Raw genomic sequence first — 21,284 nt, forward strand, 5'->3', positions numbered from 1 at the left:
CTTCATTTCTCCTTTTTGAGAACGAGCATTCGATCACTCCTGAAACTTGTTTAGTTTTTTATAGAGGGAGTTCGCGAACCTCTTTCAATTTTTGATGAACGTTCATTGTACCATCTAACAAAAGTGATTTGTTTGCAAAACCTGAATTTGTTCGTTATTCTACAAAGGTATCGTCACGAATTTGACAATGAGGTGATTTTAGTGGATTTTGAAACAAAATTAGCAAACTATGCAGATTTAGCTGTTCGTGTTGGCGTTAATATTCAAAAAGATCAAACTCTATACATTCGAACTCCGATGCATGCAGCTCCGTTTGTTCGCGAAGTTGCGAAAAAAGCGTATCAAGCAGGCGCAAAACATGTTCGAGTGGAATGGAGCGACGAAGAATTAACAAAGATTAAATATCAATATGCACCTGAAGAAGCATTTAGCGACTTTCCACAGTGGCAAGCGGATGTTCTCGTAAAAGAAGCAGAGCATAATGCAGCGTTTTTAAACATTGCAGGTTCTGATCCTGACCTACTTAAAGGAGTCGATCCAGAGCGAATCGCAACTGCGAATAAAGCCTCTGGTCAAGCTAACAGCACATTCAGACGGTACATCCAGTCTGATAAAGTTAGTTGGTCTATTGTTGCAGTCCCTTCAGAAAAATGGGCAGAAAAAGTATTTCCAGATAAACAAGGTGAAGATGCAATCCATTCGCTTTGGGAAGCTATTTTTGCCGCAACGCGTATCCATGAAGAAGATCCAGTAACTGCGTGGCAAGCACATTTAGCCACACTAGACGAAAAAATGGTTGCTTTAAACGACAAACGTTTCCATGCCCTCCACTATACGTCTGATAAGACTGACCTTACCATTGAATTACCACCGACTCATATTTGGGCTTCTGGAGGTTCTACAAGTAAAGCTGGGGTTGATTTTGTTGCGAATATGCCAACAGAAGAAGTCTTTACCGCCGCTAAGAAAGATGGTGTCAATGGTACGGTTGTTAGTACAAAACCGTTGAATTATGGTGGAACCCTCATTACAAACTTTTCGCTTACGTTTAAAGATGGAGATGTTGTTGATTTTTCAGCCGAGGAAGGCGAAGAAACCTTACAACGGTTATTGGATACTGATGAGGGGTCACGTTCGATTGGAGAAGTTGCGCTCGTTCCGCACCGCTCCCCTATTTCAAATACAAACCTTATTTTCTACAACACATTATTTGATGAAAATGCATCGAATCACCTTGCTCTTGGAAGCGCCTATGCGTTTAATATTGAAGGTGGAAAAGAGATGGATGAGGCTGCTTTAAAAGAGTCAGGCATTAATCAAAGTATCACACACGTTGACTTTATGATGGGTTCAGCAGAAATGAACATTGACGGGATTCATGCTGATGGTTCAAAAGAACCGATCTTCAGAAACGGTGAATGGGCATTTTAACCAACTTAAAAAGGAGTAAAGGCCGCTAGTGCGTCGCTTTACTCCTTTTTTATTGAGGGCGTATTCCTTTTAAAATAAGGTCACTAATTGCAGCAGCCCATTGATCTTTCGTCTCTTCTTTTCTCGCTTTGTTTAACGAAATAGATTGGAAAATTAATGTTTCAATTAAATGAGCCGGCAAATCTTTTCGAATTTCACCTACTTGTATGCCGTTTTCCACCAACGTATGAATGTAGTGAAAGACTTCTCTATGGTGTTTCCAAAGTTGCTTTAACACAAGTTGAACTTGCTCATTGCCTCTTTTCTCTACATGCGGAGTTAGATCGATCGCAAGTAAAATCCGATCATGCTTCATAAATAAGTAGATGAGTTGCTCTAATTGTGTACATACTGGGGCGTCTAAAGGGATTTCTTGCTGATCTCTAAGAAAAGCCTCCATAATATGGGACATATACGCGACAAGCAAATCTTCTTTGTTTGGATAATATTCATAAATCGTACTTCTTCCCACTTCTAACATCGAAGCTAATGGCTTAAAGTGAAAGCCTTCATAACCTGATTCATGTAATAAAGTATCGGTTGCTGCAAAGATATCTTCTTTATTTAGCTTCCTTCTCGCCATCTAAACGTTTTCCTCTCCTTTAATACACTGTGCGAAAATCTTGCTCATTTCTTTCAGTGTCAATTTCTGTATAAGAAAGCTCCTCTACAGAAGAAAAACGATTTCCTTGTTTTATTGTTTCTAAAAACGAGTGTAATTCGGTTTCCTTCCCTTGAACCTGAATGGCGACCTGTCCATTGTCTTCGTTTCGAACGTTTCCTGTTACATTATAATGGGACGCTTCCGTTTCAACAAATGATCGAAAGCCCACTCCTTGAACATGACCTTTTACCATTACACTAAATCGTTTCATCTCCATCACCTCAACAGTTCCATTTCCCTCTTCAACAAAAAAGAAAACATCAAAAATTAAAAATGAAACGCTTTCAATTATGAATTTTTTGTGATAATATAATAAAAAGACACAAAACAGACACAATACAAATTGTACGACCATACACTTTATAAAAAGAGGTGTCATTTATGGATATGTTTTTTGCTTATATGTTTGTTGCGAGCGCCACTCCTTTGTTCCTATGGCTTGAACACAGAAAAATAGCCATTAGCAGTATTCCGTTTATTCTAATTATGTGGACACTTGCGATAGCCTTTTTATTCGATGGCTTCTTATTCCACATTACTGAATCCACTTTTGTTGTCGCTGTATTAATAAATGTTGTGATTGCACATGCAGCTGCTTTCATTTTATACGCTTCCCCATATGTTGCAAATAAAGCGAAACGTGTTACCGAAACGTCTGAATAAAAAAAGCGTATCTCGCTAACCGAGATACGCTTTTTTTGTTTTTTATAGGTGACCTGTCATTAAGACAAAGTAAGAACCTACAACAATAATGACCGCGATCGCAATGGCAAAAACCGTATGTCCAATTTGCCATTTCCCATCTTTTCCTTCACCTATATGCATGAACATAAATAGCTGTACACCCATTTGGATAAAAGCGAAAGCAAAGATGATAATCACTCGAATACTCCAAGCGAGATTCGTTTGTGACATTACCCAAACCGCAAGAAGTGTTAACACAATCGATAAAGCAAATCCAACAACGTGCTTCCATGGAAATCCGTGGTCGTGCGATGACGCTTCATTTTGATTAGCCATTTACATCCACTCCATTCCGAGCAAGTATATACCTGTAAAAATGATCACCCAAATAACATCAAGGAAGTGCCAGTACAAGCTTGCGATAAAGAACTTCGACGTCGTTCGCTTCGTTAAACCACGCTGTTTAATTTGAATCATTAGAAGAATCATCCAACCAATACCAATAGCAACGTGAAGACCATGCGTTCCTAATAAGACAAAGAATGCTGACCAATGTGCACTTGCTGATAAAGTTGCTCCTTCATGAGCATAATGAACGAACTCATAAATCTCAAATCCTAAGAATCCAAGTCCAAGCAATAGCGTTAACCCAACCCAGATGAGCATTCGATTTACACGACCTGCACGCATTTCATGAATCGCTATGCCTGCGGTAAATGAACTTGTTAAAAGTAAGAACGTCATCGCTAGGACGAGATTAAGATCAAACAACTCACCTGACGTAATCGCTGATGCATTTCGGTCAACTAATACAAAGTAAGCAGCGAAAAGCGTTGAAAACAAGGCGAATTCAGCGCCGATGAAAATCCAAAACCCAAGAATATTATTTTTACCTTCAGCTGATTGATACTCTAACGGCTGATTCGGATCAATTGATTCATTTGCTGCCATCGGTTACGCCTCCTTCGCTTTTTTTTCGGTTTCTTCAATTTCTTCAACACTTACATAATATCCATCGTTGTAATCAAACGAACGGAAAATCATACAAACAAAGATCGCAACACCACTTAAGATTGCTGGAATCCACCAGCTAAATACGAGGGCAAACGATGCCGTAAACATGAAGAACGCCATCACAGGTCCTAGCCATGTATTGTTTGGCATATGAATTTTCTCGTAATCCGTAGAAGCATTTAAATCAATGCCTTTTTCTTTCATATCCCAGAATGCATCTCTTTCAAATACTTCTGGCTGATGCGCGAAATTATAATGAGGAGGAATCGCTGATGATGTTGCCCACTCGAGCGTACGACCATCCCACGGGTCTCCTGTTGTATCGCGCTTTTCATAGCGCCAGCTGTAGTAAATATTATAGACAAACAGTGCGAAGGCAGCTGCCATCATAAATGCACCAATGGTTGAGATAAAGTTTAACGTAAACCAGCCATCGCCTTCTAAATACGTGTAAATACGACGCGGCATCCCGTCTAATCCTAAGAAGTATTGTGGGAAGAAACATACGTTAAATCCAATCATGAATATCCAGAATACCCATTTCCCAATACGTTCGTTCATACGGTGACCAAACATTTTTGGATACCAGTAGATTAAACCAGCAAAACATGAAAACACAGTCGCAGCAATTAATACGTAGTGGAAGTGAGACACTAAGAAATACGTATTATGATACTGATAATCGGCCGCAGCCATTGCTAACATTACGCCTGTTACACCACCGACAACAAAATTCGGAATAAATCCTAATGACCAAAGCATTGGTGATGTAAAGCGAATCTTTCCTTTGTGTAGCGTAAACAACCAGTTAAATATTTTTACCCCAGTTGGTACAGAAATCGCCATCGTTGTAATGGAGAAAAATGAGTTCACTGCTGCACTATTCCCCATTGTAAAGAAGTGGTGAACCCACACAAGGAAGCTTAAACCTGAGATAACGACAATGGATGCCACCATCGCATTGTAACCAAACAGTTTTTTCCGAGCAAACGTCGAAATAATCTCAGAGAATATCCCGAACGCTGGTAGGGCGACAATATATACTTCAGGGTGTCCCCATATCCAGAACAAGTTCGCCCAGAGCATATCGAGCCCTTCACCTTGCAAGGTGAAGAAATGTGTCCCAAACAGTAAATCAAACGTCATCATCGCTAGAGCAACGGTCAATACCGGGAATGCTAGCACGATAATTAATGATGTAATGAAAACAGTCCACGTAAACATCGGCATCTTCATTAGCGACATGCCTTTTGTACGCATGCGTAAAATCGTTACAATAAAGTTAATTCCTGTTGCAAGCGTACCAATACCTGATAACTGAATTCCTAGTGCGTAATAGTTTTGCCCTACGCCTGGACTAAAATCGTTCGACGCAAGTGGGAAATAAGACGTCCAACCTGCTGACGGTGATCCGCCAATAATAAATGAAATATTAAAGAGTGCCATCCCGAAAAAGAACGTCCAAAAACTTAAGTTATTCAAGAATGGAAAGGCTAAGTCACGTGCTCCAATTTGTAAAGGAACAACCACGTTCATTAAACCGATCAAAAATGGCATTGCCATGAAGATGATCATAATGGTTCCATGAGTAGTGAAAATTTCGTTATAGTGTTGACCACTTAAAAAATCTAGTTCTGGTGCAGCTAATTGGGTACGCATCATCATCGCATCCACGCCACCTCTAAAGAGCATTAGAAGCGCACAGGCAATGTACATAATCCCAATTTTTTTATGGTCAACTGTCGTAACCCAGTTATTCCATACGTACTTCCATTTTTTAAAATATGTGAGGGCAACTACAGCGATTATACTAGTAAGCGCAATTGAGATCTGCGCAACTAGGATAAACGGGTCACCCGTTACAATAAATTCATCCCACCTCAACGGTATATCCCCTCTCTTGCGCTTGATTCATCTTACTCATCATCCAAATCCACTTCGTATGTTTTATCTGTGTCAATTGGTTGAGTTAAGAGTGGCAGGTCAAACGCTTTTCCCTCTCTTGAATGAGGGCTATGCGCTTCATAACCAAGCTCTGCTCGTTTTTCCAACGAGTATGTTGCGTCATATGCATGATTAACGAATTCAAGGTGTGTCGATGAAAATGTCATTTCCTCTGAATGACCAGGTACCATTAAATGCATGTACTCCTCTTCAGATAATGACGGTGCATTCTCTTGAGTTTCTTCAACCCACTCATCAAACGCTTCATCGGTTTGAGCTGTTACCGTAAACCGCTGTTCAGCAAACCCTTCACCTGTAAAGTTTGCATTTCGACCTTCATATTGCCCAACTTCAGTCGCAGCGAGGTACAACTCTGTTTCCATACCTGACATAGCATATTTCTGTCCACCCAGCTGAGGCACCCAGAATGAGGCCATGGCATCGGCAGAGGTCAATTTAAATAAAATCGGTCGATCTTCAGGAATGTTAATGTAGTTCACAGTTTCGATCCCTTGTTCTGGATAGCTAAAAATCCACTTCCAGTTTGCACTTGTTGCGTGAATCACAAGTGGCTCCTGCTGTGCGTCGACTTCTTCAATTTCAGGAGCTTCTTCCAGACTGTAAATCGTAATAACAGTTGGAATGGATAAGATTGTTACAATGACAATAGGGATAATTGTCCAAATAAACTCGAGCTTATGACTACCTTCAATAGTAGGATCATAGTTGTCGTTATTTCCGCGATCACGATATTTAACAAGCATGATCGTTAATAGAACAAATACAACTAATACAATAAAAATCATAAACCATATTGATAGCCAGATTAAATCACTTTGCTGTTCAGCGACTGGCCCTTGTGGATCAAGTACCGTTAAACTTCCACAGCCACTCAGAAAGACAGCGACCATCGCTAACGAAATCCATTTAAAAAAAGAGGATGGCATACCCAATAATATCACCTTTCTTTTGGCATAATAAATTCATTGCGCGTTAACTATGTGAAACAATGAACGTGCAACTTAGATGCTTCCATCCTACCACTTTCTTTAAGAAAATGGGGGAAATAACTTCTTGTGAACATAAATTATCATAAATTAGACAAAAAAAAGTTACGAAGCAGACACATCTTTACCAAGACTTTCTTGTTAACGCAATCATGAAATACCCTTATTTGGCGAATAGTAAACGTAAGGAGGTGTATTCAATGACAGAAGCGTACCTATGTCCGAAATGCAAAACAAACCGTACTCGTTTCCATCAAATTAACCAAGCTGCTTTACCGGTTAAATTAGATCCGCGAAGTGGTGAAATCGTAGAAACGTTTGAAGAAGAATCTTTAACACCTATCCATATGCACTACAACGGGCCGACTATTCGCATCCAGTGCGGCGCTTGTGGACTTAATGAAGCAGAAGAAACATTTATTGCTTTTGCGAAAAATAGTCCCCTTTCATAACAAAAAGAAGACTTCGCACATAATGCGAAGTCTTCATTATTTAAGTGGTAACCATGCGCGTCAACTTTTGCCACAAAAGATACATTCCCATGCCGTAAGCTTCTATTTCGTCTTGAAGGGTATCACCCTCCTCCACTTCAACAACTTGGAACGGCTGAGATAGAAAAGCTCTTGAATCATTAAATGAGGCATTTAAAAAATCGCTCACGTACCGCAGCGCATAATCTGCTCTGCCCATTACTTCATAAAAAGAAATAAATCCATGCATGGTACCATTAAATCGGACCGCTTCGACGTTGTTCCCTGCGTCATGCAATCGTTCAGCAAATGCTTCACCCTCATCTCGAAGGGGATCAAATTCAGCTGTAGCAACAAGAGAATCAGGAAACCCACGTAAATCATCTACTAACAATGGCGAGACAAGAGGGTTTAGCCAGTCTTCTTCATTGGGCGTATATGCTGCACGCGCTTTTTCCATGACAGATCGGGACAGAAAATAGTAGCCACTCGAGTAGAGGTCCCTTGAAGCAAATGGAAGATCTTCAAACGTTGTTAATGGATAGAGAAACACACCGCTATCCACGGAAAGATTGCTTTCTTTTGCTTTTAATATAACGGAGGCAGCTAAGTTGCCTCCTGCACTATCCCCCACAACAGCAACTTGATCAATATTTGCATCGATCTCTGATGCATGGTCCATGACCCACTCTAATGTCTCAAAACTGTCATTTAATGCAGTTGGAAAATGATAGCTTGGTGCAACCCGATAATTCGGTGCCACGATAATGGCATTTGTTCGATTTGCGAGGGCCCGAAGAATATTATCATGGGTTTGAATGTTTCCGTATCCTTCCATAAACGCACCACCGTGATAATAGACAATTACTGGATGTGGCCCACTTTGGATAGGGGTATACATACGCACTGCAATTTCCTCTCCATCACTTGTTTCCATTAATCGATCTTGCCGTTCAATGGTAGGTGCAACAGGCCGAACAAAAAAGGACGGTGTTGACAAGCCTTCAGGCAGCAGTTGTTCGTTGACTGCATGCAAGATTACGCCCGTTTTTAAAGGAACCTTCCCCGCTTCTGTATAGCGCCATGATTGAATAACAACCATGGCAATAAGCAAACTAACAATTAGAACTAAGCTAAGAGAGCCGATAAAGAACAAAACACGCTGCTTTTTCGAACTGTTCATAACCTTAATCCCCTTATCCTGTTAGCGTGACGTTACACTTGCTTCCAATGTGAATGAATAAACGTATCGCGACCACTTTCTTCTCGGTCTTTTTTGTAGTGTTTTGGTTGTTTTTTATAAAAATCTTGATGTTCTGGCTCAGCCTCATAAAAAGTCATCTCAGGTAAAATCGCTGTGACAATAGGTGCTTTAAAACGCCCGCTTTCACTCAGTTGAAGCTTCATCGCCTCTGCCCGCTCTTTTTGCGCATGATTTGCATAAAAAATAGCGGTTCGATACTGACTTCCGCGATCGTGAAATTGTCCGCCGTCATCTGTTGGATCGATTTGAGGCCAATACAACTCTAGCAGTTGATCGTATGAAAAACGTGTAGGGTCAAACGTAATTTGAACAACTTCATAATGACCAGTCTGTCCGGTTTTCACTTGTTCGTACGTAGGATGATCCGTTGTCCCACCCATATAGCCGGAGACGATCGATTTAATTCCTGGCAGTTCGTCAAATGGTTGGACCATACACCAAAAACAGCCTCCAGCAAATGTTGCTTTTTCTAGCGCCATTTACAATTCCCCTTCTCTTTCATCTTTTAATGCTAATAGTGCCTTCTCTTTCGCTTTCGCTTCAATCATAACATCGACATCGACACCGTCAAGAACCCTTAATAAAAGATCAAGATCTTCTTTTCGCAAATAATCAGTATGCCTAGGATCGGCAGAGTGATCACGACCTGAACTAATATGAACTTTTGGCTTGTCTGTCCATGTAGCATGCACAGCTTGAAATAACGACTTTAACTCATCTTCCTCTGTGTGAAAGCAGCGCTCATGGTGAATATCAAAGCATACCGTTACCCCACATTGATCATGAATGTCTAAAACGTCTTTTGTGCAGTACGTCTTATCATCATTTTCTAATCGAATGGTCGACTGCAGCTCAGGCGAACGTTTTGACAAAGCTTGCTTTTGCCTTTTCTTTATCGCCGTAAGCGCCTCCTGTGTGAATAATAATATCCGTACCACCGACCATGTTTAAAAAAGCGTGATGATACTCGAGATCTTTTATTGCATTCTCAACCACTTGTTTACGAGGAGAATTTAATATGGTGAACTGCGCCGGGTGCATAGAAAAGCGCATGTTCGCTTCACGACCGATACGTTTGATATCGGTAAAAAGAGCCAGCACATCTTCATCGGTTTGCCAATCCCAATTCATTTCACGATGGGTTGCGAAAGGGATAATTTCACTTGATAAGCGAAAAAACAAGATTTGGTTCGCTCGATTCCATTCGACCATGTCGCGCACAAGATGTAAATTATGCAACGTTAATTCTTTTATCTTTGCCATTCCTTCGTTTCTCATCGTCTGCAAGCGACAGGTTCGCATTTTCACTCCAAGCGTTACATTCAAACATGCGTATCCAAATCTCATTCTAGCTGCTCCTCGGAAGTTTATTTAAACGTCATCGTAAACAAATTCAATTTCGTCATATTTTCTACTATATTTAATTTTTACCGAATGATCATTAAAATACCATCCATCTTGTTGTTCTACAAAAAATAGAAAGCCATCGATTTCTTTTTTCAGCAGTGGTTCCACCGGTTCAATTTGACTAATTCCAAGAGAGAACCCACTTTGTAAAGAGCCACAACCACCATATCGACCATACAATCGAATTGGGATAACCGATTCCTCTTCGCCAAATTCTTCTTTAAACCATGAAATTGCTGGTTTGGTTACTTCAACATTCATCTTCTCCACTCCTTTATTGATATTATTTTATCAGTAAACGATGAATTCGCACAAATGTAATGTTTATTGTTTCTTTAATGCAACTTTGTTTCCTATATGCATATTCTATATAAAAAAGGAGCAAACACGATGTTTAAAAATCATACGACGGCATATGTGCATCTTTTTTGCAAATTGAAATTACTATCAAAAAAACAACTCGAGATTTATAAAAATCACTCATCAAAAAACGAACTTTGAAACAACTGACTAGTTAAAAAGACTTATCAATCATATGAGGGGGTCCCCCAGATGCTGATAAGTCTTTTTTACACCGTTAAGAGCAATGAGTCAATGGTTTGCAAAAGCTCCTTAATATTTGGCTTTTCAACGTGTGCATCTACGCCAACTTGTTTTCCTTTTCGTTCCATCACAGATGCATGTAATGAAGAATAAGAAATAATGGGCAAACGATTCGTTGTTTCTCGTTCTCGTATTTTTTTTGTAAAATCAAGACCATTTAAAATTGGCATATCAATATCCGTTATGCACAAGTCAATACGGTTAGAAGACTCATGAAGTGCGCGCAACGCTTCTTCTCCATTTGCGAAAATAGAAACGTTGTTGTAGCCAGCATCACGCAATGCCTCTGAGGTAATGACTTGCATTGTAGGTGAATCCTCAATCATCATGATCGAATATGCTTTTCGCTCAGGGCGTTGCTCTTGCGAAAAATCGTCTTCAAAATGGGTAGGATGAATCCCGTGAATGACTCGTTCCACATCGAACAAATAAAGGATATCGTCGTCTTTAAACGTCACGACACTTGAAACAAACGCATCTTTGTCTTGAGAGAGCTCGGCAGGTACATTCATGTCTTTCGCTTGGATCTGTTCAATTTTTGATACATCTGTCGCTTTTAACGCAAAGGTTTTTTTTCCATGCTCAACCACAATAAAATAATTTGCCTTCTCTTCGTCTACTTGTAAAAGCTTGTACGTATTTAAGACCGGAATCCCTTGTTCTCGCAACCGAATGATGCCTTCAACAATCGTATGCTGATTCGGTGATGGATGAATGGGCACTGGTCGAATAATTTCTTTAATTTTTAATACATTTAACCCATACCACTGTTGATTTAAAGTAAAGACAAGAATCTCTTGACTGAACACTTCCTCTGGCGTCGCAAAAATTGATAGGGACACATTATTCAACTCCCGTACAAACATTAATGATAGCTTCTTTTACTATATCGGTTAAAGGATGTACGTTTTATATAGTTCAGGCTTTATTTTCGCAACGACCTTCTGTTTGAAATTATCGCTACAAAATCCGTTCAATTCTTGATCGCTATAATAGCGGCTTAATTGTTCCACTAAATGAGGAAATTTACTTGCGTTTTCTAAGCCTTCTATATGTTGATTGATTCCGTCAAAATCTGATCCGAACCCAATGTGTTGAATCCCGCCTAGACTGCCAATATAGTCTATATGTGTAACCAAATCTTTAATCGTTGCTCCGGTTTCATCTTTTGTAAATTTCGGAAAAAAAACAATACCGATAAATGCATCTTTTTTTATTAAAGCCTTAATTTGTTCATCACGCAAATTTCGATCGTGTGGACATACTGTATAGCTATTTGAATGACTGGCAATCGTAAGACGAGAGTGTGGTAACACATCCCAAAAAGCTGCTATGCTTAAATGAGAGACATCGTTGAGAATTTGACGCTCATTGTTTAACGCAAGTACTTCTTCGCCGAATGCCGTTAACCCAGCTCCTCTTTTTTCACCGATCCCATCTGCACAGGCATTTGTTCCGTTCCACGTTAAGCCAATTGATAGCACGCCTTGTTCATATAACCACTGCAGCTTACCTAAATCGTGACCAACTGCATCCATTCCCTCTAGTGTTAAAACTGCTCCGATTTCATTTTCTTTTAAATGATTGATCTCTGCTAATGAACGTAGATGGACCATTTGTGGATGGCTTAAAACGCGGTCATAAAATCGATTCACTTGTTGCTGCACAACTGAAAATTTATCTTCCATCGGTACAGTATCCGGTACCCAAATAGCGAACAACTGCACCTGGACCTGTCCTTTTTTCAGGTTTTTCACATTGGTGTCGAGTGCTCCATCCTCAAAAGAGAGCGATGGCTGTTTCCACAATTTTAACAATGCGTCACAATGCGTATCAATTACTCTCATCGTATCACCTTTCTATTATCTGTACATATGATAAACCAATTGTACCTGTTGTTAGCCTAGAAGGAGGTTTCTATTTTGAAAAATCCGTTTTCAAAAGAAAGTGGTCAAGTCAATTTATTAGGCTCCATCGACCACTTTTTTCAACAAACGTTCAAACACCTTCCGCGTGCGTTTGCGCAAGGGATTATTCCTGTAAAAGTTGACGAAACCAAAGACGCGCTAGTCATCACTGCAGATCTACCTGGAATTGATAAGCGAGCCATTCATTTACGCTGTCGGTACCAATCACTTGTCTTAACAGTAGAGCAAACAGACCAGTTATCAACCCTGGACGAATCGGGACAAACGGTCTCTGAGCAGCAGTCTATTTCAATTCGTGAACGAGAGATCCCCGTACCGTTTTTGTTCTCTGAAGAAGATATTCGTGCCCATTATGCTAATGGACAGCTAACGGTCACGATTGAAAATAAACAAAAGCAAATTTTGATTGATTAAAGGAGCTGATAAGAATGTTTCAACAACCTAGACGCCACCAACATCCTGGAATGATGCAGCGACCGCATGAGCAACAAAGACGAGGTAGACCGCCTCATCCTCAGCAAAGGTACCATGGTGTGCAACAGTTCCATCCTCAACAAATGCCTCAACAGTACCAACAACAACCTAAAAGAAAAAAAGCGTGGTCCGCTCCTTTTACAAACGACGATGGACGATTTGACTTATCTAGAACCGCTTCTTCCGTCGATCAGTTCGTGAAGACATTCCAACAAGTAACCCCTTACGTTTCAAAAGTGAGTCGCTTTTTTAAACCATAGAGTCAGGTTTGTGCCTGGCTCCATGGCTTAACGATACGCGTATTGATTAGCTGTCTGCTGATTTTACTTTTTGCGCATAAGCGAGCGTACCTCTAGGTGCTAGCAATTTAAGACCTTGAGCATGAACAAAATCAATTTTTATCGCTTCGCCTATGTCTTCTTCCGCTTTTTCATCATATAAAAATGAGATGTCACGAATTACGACTTCTTGATCTTCATCTGTCTTCTTGCCAACTTGCAAATAAAACTCCACCATCGTACTACATTCAAATGTATCTCTTGCGACAATCCGAATACTAGATAGTTGTTTTTCTTTAAAATGGTCAAACGCTTGATCGGTTACGTCAATTTTCATAAATATAAACTCCTTATAATAGATCATCTTGGTCAAATAAATACTCGTAAGGAATATCGATAAATACATAGAGCGCTTGCGACAAAGGATAAGAGTACGTCCGGATTTGTTCATCTTTATCAATATCCGTATACAAATCCGATAGAATTCCTTTTTTCTCTACGTTCATACGAACAATATTTTCTAAAAAGTACGGTCGCCAGCTCCAATTCTTGGCTTTGCTCTCAGGACGTAAATACCATTTTCCACACTCATTTTTTTCACCATTACTTGATTCTTGATACCCGTTTTCGTTGCAAATATAAACACGGAACGTATAATTCGTTAACGCATCGGCAATCGTCAAAACAATGTCATCTAGTGATTCACTATTTGCGACTGTTTTTAACACTTGTTTTAACGAAGCCGTTAGTTGATTTGAAAGATGCAGTTGGGCTTCGACTTTTTTTCGTTCGTACTGGATAAAGTGATTCATATCTTTTACGAGCTGAGGCTCTTGGTTTTTTTCATCTACATAAAAAGGATTGGGCTTATGTAAATACCGCCCTTGATAATAGCGTCCTCCATTCCGCCATGCATAATTTAATTGCGAAAAAGAGTGGATGCCGTTAAACAAAAGCGTAGAGCCAATTTTTCGAGCAAGTGAAGATAACGAATGATGAATATCCCGATACATACTTGGCAACGAATGATCTTGTAAGAACGAACAGCTTACTCGAATAACGTTTGGACGAATTTGACTAATAAATTCTAATTGAGAAGTTGTTGTATCTTCCGCATCAAGGGCAATCTGGATGCCTAGACTTTGTATATACATTAACGCATGCTTCATCTCAATCACTTCTTCTAAAGATTGATCAAAACCAATAATGATGACAATTTGTTTGTACGACATACCTTGTTCTACCATTTGTGCTAATCTTGCTGTTAACGTTTCTCCATTATCGACTTGCAACAACTTTACATTATAATGAAAAAATAGCAATAAATGATTTTCCATCCTGTCATCTTCTTTTTGAAGACTTTCAAATGCTTTCGCTTGCAGATGATCTTCTATTTCAATCCGATATTCCCTTGGGATATCATGATCCCCGAAAAACCAGTTTATATTTATCGGCTTATGATGCTCTGCCCAGTATGCTTCCACTTCATAACCGATTATCTTCTGCGTGTCGGCACTAATAATAGGAGAAAAATATGGAACAACATGGTCTTTATTCATCATAATATCAAGAGGGTCCACTACCTCGCCTCCTTTATGAAGTTACAACATGATCTCTTGTAAAAAATGGTTTATATGCTGATGTACTTGCTTCGGCTTCTCCTCTAACAGCAAATGACCACAATGTTTAATGACATGCATGCGACTATTGGATAAATCACGATGAAGTGCATAACTTGTCTCCACCGAAATTAATGGATCATTCACACCAGAGAGAATGAGCGTTGGCTGCTGAATTTGCCTTAACTGTTCTTTTGATAAATCCCCTTCTCGCTGTCTCGTTAATTGAATGAGCCCGTTAATAAATAAAGGGTCGGTCAGCGGTCGTTCATACTGGGTAATCATATCCTTTGTTAAACAACGTTGATTGTAAACCGCATCACGCAACATTTGCTTTACTCTAGGCTTTTTATAATGCATAAACCACGTCAAGCTTTGCTCCAAGTAAGGAAGGTATGTAGCGAACTGAAGCTGCTTTTTCACCGGTTTCAAATACCCCGAGCTTGCTAATAGAGAAATGCTCCTGACTTTATCTGGGTAGCGTAAAGCTAAATATAGTGCAATCTGTCCTCCCATTGAATGACCAATTACATGGTAGGATGGAATGTTAAACTGCGCCATCAGTTCAACGAGTTGCTGCGCATAAGATGTGAATGAATAGACTGAACCATTCCCTTTTGAACTGCGCCCAAACCCCGGTAAATCACAGCAAATTACATCGTAATGTTGACGTAATGCTGGAATTACACGGTAAAAACAATGAACCGAAGCAAAAATACCGTGCACTAATAAAAGCGTGCCTTTTTTAGGTTGCTGGCTTTTAAACCATTCATAATAAATACTAGCTGAGCGAATATGCAAATATGATGCATCATTCGGTTTACATTTTCTAGACATTTACATCACTCCATCCTTATAGGATGTACGAGAAATGCGAAAACATAACTACTCGGATACGTCTAAATGGTAAGGCGTTTCTTGATAGACGTAATAATTTAGCCAGTTTGAAAAAAGTAAATTCGAATGGGCTCGCCACTGAAGAGGTGGCAAAGCGGTTGGGTTTTCATCAGGGAAATAGTTCGCCGGAAGTTGAGGCTCTGCCCCTTGATGAAGATCACGCTCATATTCTTTTTTTAGTGTATGAGCGTCATATTCCGCATGGCCCATCACAAAAATTCGTCGTCCATCTCTTGAAGAAGCGATGTACACACCGGCTTCTTCAGAAGAGCTAAGCACGTCTAACTCTTCAATGTTCTCAATGTCTTCCCGATGAATCGTAGTGTGGCGTGAATGGGGTGCTAAAAAAAAGTCATCGAACCCGCGAAGCAGATTGACATTTGGTACATTCACAGTGTGGTTATAAATCCCAAACAACTTTGTATTAAGCGGGCGTTTTCGAATGTTGTAATGATGATACAAAGCAGCTTGAGCCCCCCAGCAAATATGCAGCGTTGACGTCACATTTGTTGTCGTCCAATCTAAAATAGACTTCATTTCATCCCAGTAGCGCACATCATGAAATGGAAGTGTTTCCACAGGTGCGCCAGTTATAATCATCCCATCAAATTTTAATGATTTTATTTCGCTAATGGTTTTATAAAATTGTTGAAGATGTTCTTTAGACGTATTTTTCGGTTGATGTGTACTAGGATGAAGCAATGAGACATCTATTTGTAACGGTGTATTCCCTAATAAGCGAATTAATTGTGTCTCGGTCTCTTGTTTTGTTGGCATCAAATTTAAGATACATATTTTCAATGGGCGGATATCTTGTTGGTAAGCACGAGATTCATCCATTACAAAAATATTCTCTTCTAATAGCTTTTTCTTTGCTGGTAAATGATCGGGAATTTTTATTGGCATATCGTCTCTCTCCTAAGGGAAACTCCTTGTTTTGATTTTTCCTTCATCTTACCGTATGAATTTTCTAATTTCAACAAAAGAGGAATGCTTTTCGCATTCCTCTTCTTGACGTAATCGTGAAAGCTCTTACGGCAGATCTAACGGAAAAACAATTTGTCCACCTCGAAAATGATCACTATAAACCAGTTCGAATGTATCTTCTTTAGGAACGATAAAAGCAATTTCCCCTGAAACCGAACGTCCACTATTTAATTGCCCACCAATAATGCCTTTCGTATCTACTTGATCGGTATGGCTATACGCATAATGATCATCATCCATTAACGTAAGATTTACTGGTAAAAAACTAATATTCGAGTCTCTTGTATTTTCAGCGGTTAAATCCACTCTTACGACTTGTTCATCGTCATTATGTTCCGTAACCGTTACACCGTTTACTGTTACGAATACGCCATTTAGCTCCTGCGTCTCAAGCTCAACAGGTTGTTCTGAGACTGTTGGTGTTGATGATTGATTCGTTGATTCTAGAGCAAAAACCATGACAATCAATAAGCACGCTAGCAAGCTTAATAAAACGAGAATTTTGCTTTTCATTACGTTCCCTCTCCTTAACATATGTACAAGTCTACATTCTCTACCCTATGTTTGGAACTGGTTAATCATACATATGTTTCGTAAAAGAGTAAATCAGACGAATTACTCCCACCAATGATCATAAATTGTAACAGGCGTTTGTCGCTTATGTTCCGTCCGTTCGTAACGTTCTTCAATCTTTTTCGCAATGCTTTCGTCTACCTTTTTGCCTTCTAGATAATCATCAATTTGATCATAAGAGATGCCAAGCGCTTCTTCATCTGGTAAACCTGGCTTATCGTCTTCTAAATCGGCAGTCGGTACTTTTGTGTATAGTGACTCAGGAGCTGATAACTCTTGGAGCAAGTGTTTTCCTTGACGCTTTGTTAATCCAAATAAAGGAGCGACATCACAAGCACCATCACCAAATTTTGTAAAGAAGCCTGTTACCGCTTCTGCTGCATGATCGGTACCAATAACTAGTGCTTGATAATGAGCGGCTAAATCAAACTGGACTTTCATGCGTTCTCTTGCTTTTGTGTTTCCTTTTAGAAAGGACGATAGTTCTTCATTTGTTGCGTCCTTAAATGCTTGAACAGACGCATCGACTGCTTGTTTAATGTTAACTGTGAGAACCATATCCGCTTCAATAAATGAAAGAGCTAACTGCGCATCCTCTTCATCATGCTGTTCACCATAAGGTAATCGAACAGCATAAAAGCGATACGCTTCGTCTTGCTCTTCCTCTCTCAGTTCCTTCACGGCCATTTGTGCGAGTTTAGCGGCTAAAGATGAGTCTTGACCGCCAGAAATCCCTAACACATAGCCTTTTGTATTTGTTTTCTTTGCATACGTTTTTAGAAATTCCACACGCTCGCGAATTTCTTGATCTGCTTGTATCGTCCCTTTAGAAAATAAGTCTTCTCGAATTGTATTTTGATTGACGTTCATCTGTGAACACTCCATCCGTTTATTGAATTGAGAAAGTTGCGATGCTAACCCTTCATTCTGCAGAATCGTTTTTTGCGTTTCTCCCAATAAATCAAAATGAGATAATTCATCTCGTTGATGTATCCATTCTTTTTTTAAGCCGTACTGCTTTCCCCATCGTACTAATTTTTCTTTGTCTTCACACGCTACTTTTGTCACTGTCGTAGCATGTGGGAATCGAGGATCATACCAATAGTGCGTGATAAATGCAAGTTTACCATTTCTTGCATCTTGTTTCCACTTTGCCAAATCACGTCGATTAATTCCAAATGCCATTAATGGTTCTCCATTAAACGATTATACGTTTTATACCATTCAGGAAATGCTCGTTTAAACGGGACTGGTTTAAACGAGTCTTTTTTTACGATCACATGGGTCGTATAGCCGGTTACACACACGTCACCTGTTTGATTTGTTAGTTCATATTGATAGACCGTCTTAATACCATCATTTAAGGAAAGCCATGTCGAGATCGTTGCCTCATCTCCATAAACAAGTGGTCTTTTATACGTGGCATACACATCATAAACTGGTGCGTAATATCCTGCTTGTTCCATTTCAACGTAACTATAGCCAGCTTCATGAATAAAAGCGGTTCTACCTAATTCAAAAAATTTTATGTAGTTCGCATGGTAAACAACACCCATCATGTCAGTATCCGCATATTGCGGAATAAGTTCTTTTTTCACTATGTAAGGCAATGCTCACCCTCCTCATTATCGTTATACCTCATCCTAACACTTGGTAATCACTTCAATTATAGCATAAGCGAATGTAACAATCGAAATACCCGCTTATGCTAAACATTTTCTTTTAGAACGTGATACAAAGTGCCACAGCTGTTTCATATCACAGCCATCACTCGTTATGCCTCGACTCGGCTTTTTCTATCTGAATGACGGCTTGCACATCCGCTTGGTCAATCGTAAACTGTGCAGATGTAAACTCATCAAATTCATCCAAACGCAAAGCATGAGCTTGGATCAATTCTTCAAAAAACCAGTCCACATACCGACCATTACCAGACGTTTTTTCATTTTGCAAATGTTCTTTTATAGCAACACCAGCATCTTTTGACCAATTGTACCCGTAAGAGTGGGCTTTTTGCTGCAGCATAGCGAACAATTCTTCGTTTGTGTATGCTTCAAATTCAATCTCCTTACGAATTCTTGAACGCAAACCAGGATTGCTTTTTATCAATGTATCAATTTCACTTTTATAGCCTGCAAAAATAACGACGAGATTTTCTTCGTGTTCGGTCATTGCTTGTGTAATGGCCGTAATTGCTTCTTTTCCAAAATCATTCTCGCCACCTTGAGAAAGGGCATAGGCCTCATCAATAAATAACACGCCGCCGAGCGCATCTTGAATGATATGATCGGTTTTTATTGCTGTTTGTCCCACGTAACCACCGACTAAATCACTTCTAGACACCGTCACAAGATGGCCTCTTTTTAAAAGACCAATTTCATTTAATGCTTCTGCATACAGCTTTGCAACCGTTGTTTTTCCTGTTCCAGGTGGCCCAACAAACACAGTATGGAGAGGCATAGGGGGAACAGGTAAATCCAATCGCTGTCTAGACTCTTTGACTTTGGCAAACGAGGTCAATTTATTTAACTCCACTTTTACTTTATCTAAGCCAATTAAATCTTGTAATCGGTGAAGTGCTTCCCCATTTTTAAACGAATGTTTCGTTTGGATATGCTTTTCTTCTAATAGCACAAAGTCTTTTTCTGTTTGTTGCTGTCCCTCAGATCCTTTTTCGAAAATCGCTTTTTTAACGATATCTTCGACGGCACGGGCATTCCCAAATGATTGATCAATTTCTAATCGACCAATCTCCGCCTTCACTTTTTGCAATGCTGGTTTTGTAAACACAAAATCAAATTGAAGCGCCTTTTTCTCAGCAATTTGCAAAAGCTCCTCCTCCTTATAGTTTGGTAAATCAAAATGGTTTTGTTCAGGAAATCGACTTGACAATCCAGGGTTCGCTCGGATAAATTCACGCATTTCATTCGGGTAACCTGCAAGAATTACCGCAAATTTCCCTGCATACGCTTCACTTGTCATGGCTGAAACGAGTGTATCGATAACAGCTTGTCCATAATCATTTCCAGACTGACCTTCCCGCTTTAAGCTATACGCTTCATCAATGAACAACACGCCTCCTACAGCTCGGTCAATCGCATTCAGTGTTTGTTCTTCTGTTTGACCAACATACCCTGCCACTAACGATGCCCGGTCTACTTCATAAACAGTCGGCTTCTCTAAAATTCCTAACTCATAATAAATAGAAGCTAACAAACGGGCAATCGAGGTCTTACCGGTTCCAGGATTCCCAGTTACCACCATATTTAAATTTAACAAATTCTCCGTTGAGAGACCGATTTCTTCGCGCTCTCGCTGATATTTTAAAAAGGAGTAAAGCTTTTTCACCCGTGTTTTTACGTGCTCAAGACCAATCATTTCATCTAATTGTTCCAGCGCATTCGGTGCTTTTTGTCCAATCGCCTCATCAATTTCTTTATTAAACTGCGCTTGATGTTCATTGACTTGATCGATCATTTCTTTTAGTTGAGCGAATTGACTCTTCGAATAATAAGTGCCTTGGAAGCTATCCAAAAATTGTTGGCACAACGTGTGCAATTCTTTTAACCGATGGATTAGCGCGTGAACATGACTACTGGCAAGATCTTGCTCTTTTCCTTCCACACGTTCTAACCATTCCATAATCCGCGCTTCCATTTCCTCAACTTTTTGCTTTTTCACACGTGCTTGATCCGTTTCTCTTATTTGCGTCCATGAACTTCGAATCCATTCATCATATGCCCACGTTATAAGGGTTTGCTTTTGAGTTAGCTCATCCAAAAACGATTCAAACCCTTGATAAGATTCAAGTTCCTGCTTCCATTTCTCTGTAAATAGATCAACTTTTTCTTTGCGCTCAAACCGTAGTGACACTAGTTGAGCCAGCTGGGCTGCATCTTCTTTCGTAGATACAGCCTCTGTGCCTTTTTCTAATCGTTCTCTCCACAGGTTGGTTTCTTTCAACATGTGATCAATCGTTGTTGCTGTCATATGTCTTTCCT

24 protein-coding genes, 1 pseudogene and 1 riboswitch are annotated in these 21,284 nt (G+C 39.7%); of the genes and pseudogenes, 5 read left to right on the forward strand and 20 right to left on the reverse strand.

The features are described from left to right. Window positions 1–44: 44 nt before the first annotated feature. A riboswitch (PreQ1 riboswitch) is annotated at window positions 45–88 on the reverse strand. A gap of 113 nt (window positions 89–201) precedes the next feature. Then, window positions 202–1,431 (forward strand): aminopeptidase, encoded by a 1,230-nt coding sequence (locus tag ABC361_RS11005; RefSeq protein ID WP_413074028.1) that lies wholly within the window; start codon window positions 202–204, stop codon window positions 1,429–1,431. A 49-nt stretch (window positions 1,432–1,480) separates the two neighbouring features. Here ABC361_RS11005 and ABC361_RS11010 read toward each other — a convergent pair whose 3' ends face one another. Continuing rightward, window positions 1,481–2,053, reverse strand: coding sequence for a TetR/AcrR family transcriptional regulator (locus ABC361_RS11010; protein WP_413074029.1), 573 nt, complete (start codon window positions 2,051–2,053; stop codon window positions 1,481–1,483). Window positions 2,054–2,072: 19 nt separating this feature from the next. After that, window positions 2,073–2,345 (reverse strand): acylphosphatase, encoded by a 273-nt coding sequence (locus ABC361_RS11015; protein WP_413074030.1) that lies wholly within the window; start codon window positions 2,343–2,345, stop codon window positions 2,073–2,075. A 170-nt stretch (window positions 2,346–2,515) separates the two neighbouring features. Here ABC361_RS11015 and ABC361_RS11020 point away from each other — a divergent pair, with 170 nt between their 5' ends. Next, window positions 2,516–2,797 (forward strand): spore morphogenesis/germination protein YwcE, encoded by a 282-nt coding sequence (locus ABC361_RS11020; RefSeq protein WP_413074031.1) that lies wholly within the window; start codon window positions 2,516–2,518, stop codon window positions 2,795–2,797. A 42-nt stretch (window positions 2,798–2,839) separates the two neighbouring features. Here the strand turns inward: ABC361_RS11020 and qoxD are convergent, their stop codons facing one another. From qoxD to qoxA, 4 genes are read right to left on the reverse strand one after another with little or no spacing between them, the layout of a single operon-like run. Next, window positions 2,840–3,154 carry a cytochrome aa3 quinol oxidase subunit IV gene (qoxD, locus tag ABC361_RS11025; protein WP_413074032.1) on the reverse strand — a complete coding sequence of 105 codons (315 nt, stop codon included), beginning with the start codon at window positions 3,152–3,154 and terminating at the stop codon, window positions 2,840–2,842. Continuing rightward, a complete protein-coding gene (qoxC, locus tag ABC361_RS11030) occupies window positions 3,155–3,769 on the reverse strand; it encodes a cytochrome aa3 quinol oxidase subunit III (protein WP_413074033.1) in 615 nt (204 codons plus the stop codon). It abuts the gene before it with no gap. A 3-nt stretch (window positions 3,770–3,772) separates the two neighbouring features. Next, window positions 3,773–5,722, reverse strand: a complete 1,950-nt coding sequence (gene qoxB / locus ABC361_RS11035) for a cytochrome aa3 quinol oxidase subunit I (RefSeq protein WP_413075759.1) — start codon at window positions 5,720–5,722, stop codon at window positions 3,773–3,775. 26 nt (window positions 5,723–5,748) lie between these two features. Beyond that, a complete protein-coding gene (gene qoxA / locus ABC361_RS11040; RefSeq protein WP_413074034.1) occupies window positions 5,749–6,723 on the reverse strand; it encodes a cytochrome aa3 quinol oxidase subunit II in 975 nt (324 codons plus the stop codon). A gap of 260 nt (window positions 6,724–6,983) precedes the next feature. Here qoxA and ABC361_RS11045 point away from each other — a divergent pair, with 260 nt between their 5' ends. After that, window positions 6,984–7,235, forward strand: a complete 252-nt coding sequence (locus ABC361_RS11045) for a DNA alkylation repair protein (protein WP_413074035.1) — start codon at window positions 6,984–6,986, stop codon at window positions 7,233–7,235. Between the two features lie 40 nt (window positions 7,236–7,275). On the opposite strand, the gene ABC361_RS11050 is transcribed toward ABC361_RS11045, so the two are convergent. The 6 genes and pseudogenes from ABC361_RS11050 to ABC361_RS11075 form a co-directional block, all read right to left on the reverse strand. Then, window positions 7,276–8,436, reverse strand: a complete 1,161-nt coding sequence (locus ABC361_RS11050; RefSeq protein ID WP_413074036.1) for an alpha/beta hydrolase — start codon at window positions 8,434–8,436, stop codon at window positions 7,276–7,278. A gap of 32 nt (window positions 8,437–8,468) precedes the next feature. Next, window positions 8,469–8,996: a peptide-methionine (S)-S-oxide reductase MsrA gene (msrA, locus tag ABC361_RS11055; RefSeq protein ID WP_413074037.1), complete on the reverse strand. Its 528-nt coding sequence runs from the start codon at window positions 8,994–8,996 to the stop codon at window positions 8,469–8,471. Continuing rightward, window positions 8,997–9,864, reverse strand: a pseudogene (gene uvsE, locus ABC361_RS11060) (UV DNA damage repair endonuclease UvsE). Window positions 9,865–9,888: 24 nt separating this feature from the next. Beyond that, window positions 9,889–10,185: a HesB/YadR/YfhF family protein gene (locus tag ABC361_RS11065; protein ID WP_413074038.1), complete on the reverse strand. Its 297-nt coding sequence runs from the start codon at window positions 10,183–10,185 to the stop codon at window positions 9,889–9,891. Between the two features lie 308 nt (window positions 10,186–10,493). Continuing rightward, window positions 10,494–11,369, reverse strand: coding sequence for a chemotaxis protein CheV (locus ABC361_RS11070; protein ID WP_413074039.1), 876 nt, complete (start codon window positions 11,367–11,369; stop codon window positions 10,494–10,496). A gap of 51 nt (window positions 11,370–11,420) precedes the next feature. Beyond that, the gene (locus ABC361_RS11075; protein WP_413074040.1) at window positions 11,421–12,374 is read right to left on the reverse strand and encodes a dipeptidase; all 954 of its coding nucleotides are present in this window, start codon (window positions 12,372–12,374) and stop codon (window positions 11,421–11,423) included. A gap of 75 nt (window positions 12,375–12,449) precedes the next feature. Here ABC361_RS11075 and ABC361_RS11080 point away from each other — a divergent pair, with 75 nt between their 5' ends. Both ABC361_RS11080 and ABC361_RS11085 read left to right on the forward strand, forming a co-directional pair. After that, window positions 12,450–12,869 (forward strand): Hsp20/alpha crystallin family protein, encoded by a 420-nt coding sequence (locus ABC361_RS11080; RefSeq protein ID WP_413074041.1) that lies wholly within the window; start codon window positions 12,450–12,452, stop codon window positions 12,867–12,869. A 14-nt stretch (window positions 12,870–12,883) separates the two neighbouring features. Then, entirely contained in the window at window positions 12,884–13,189 is a 306-nt protein-coding gene (locus ABC361_RS11085) for a YppG family protein (RefSeq protein ID WP_413074042.1), read from the forward strand. 46 nt (window positions 13,190–13,235) lie between these two features. Here ABC361_RS11085 and ABC361_RS11090 read toward each other — a convergent pair whose 3' ends face one another. The 8 genes from ABC361_RS11090 to ABC361_RS11125 form a co-directional block, all read right to left on the reverse strand. Next, window positions 13,236–13,544 (reverse strand): iron-sulfur cluster biosynthesis family protein, encoded by a 309-nt coding sequence (locus ABC361_RS11090; RefSeq protein ID WP_413074043.1) that lies wholly within the window; start codon window positions 13,542–13,544, stop codon window positions 13,236–13,238. Between the two features lie 13 nt (window positions 13,545–13,557). Further along, a complete protein-coding gene (locus tag ABC361_RS11095; RefSeq protein WP_413074044.1) occupies window positions 13,558–14,787 on the reverse strand; it encodes an EAL-associated domain-containing protein in 1,230 nt (409 codons plus the stop codon). A gap of 21 nt (window positions 14,788–14,808) precedes the next feature. Continuing rightward, window positions 14,809–15,663 carry an alpha/beta fold hydrolase gene (locus ABC361_RS11100; protein WP_413074045.1) on the reverse strand — a complete coding sequence of 285 codons (855 nt, stop codon included), beginning with the start codon at window positions 15,661–15,663 and terminating at the stop codon, window positions 14,809–14,811. 48 nt (window positions 15,664–15,711) lie between these two features. Further along, window positions 15,712–16,629: a homoserine O-acetyltransferase MetA gene (metA, locus tag ABC361_RS11105; RefSeq protein ID WP_413074046.1), complete on the reverse strand. Its 918-nt coding sequence runs from the start codon at window positions 16,627–16,629 to the stop codon at window positions 15,712–15,714. 126 nt (window positions 16,630–16,755) lie between these two features. Continuing rightward, window positions 16,756–17,223: a DUF4352 domain-containing protein gene (locus ABC361_RS11110; RefSeq protein WP_413074047.1), complete on the reverse strand. Its 468-nt coding sequence runs from the start codon at window positions 17,221–17,223 to the stop codon at window positions 16,756–16,758. Window positions 17,224–17,325: 102 nt separating this feature from the next. Then, window positions 17,326–18,153, reverse strand: coding sequence for an NAD(+) synthase (nadE, locus tag ABC361_RS11115; RefSeq protein ID WP_413075760.1), 828 nt, complete (start codon window positions 18,151–18,153; stop codon window positions 17,326–17,328). Between the two features lie 314 nt (window positions 18,154–18,467). After that, a complete protein-coding gene (locus tag ABC361_RS11120; protein ID WP_413074048.1) occupies window positions 18,468–18,893 on the reverse strand; it encodes an acyl-CoA thioesterase in 426 nt (141 codons plus the stop codon). A 157-nt stretch (window positions 18,894–19,050) separates the two neighbouring features. Continuing rightward, on the reverse strand, window positions 19,051–21,273 hold the full coding sequence (locus ABC361_RS11125) for an AAA family ATPase (RefSeq protein WP_413074049.1): 2,223 nt from the start codon (window positions 21,271–21,273) through the stop codon (window positions 19,051–19,053). Window positions 21,274–21,284 lie beyond the last annotated feature (11 nt).

This window comes from Shouchella phoenicis, from assembly GCF_047238345.1.
Classification (GTDB): Bacteria; Bacillota; Bacilli; order Bacillales; family Bacillaceae_D; genus Shouchella.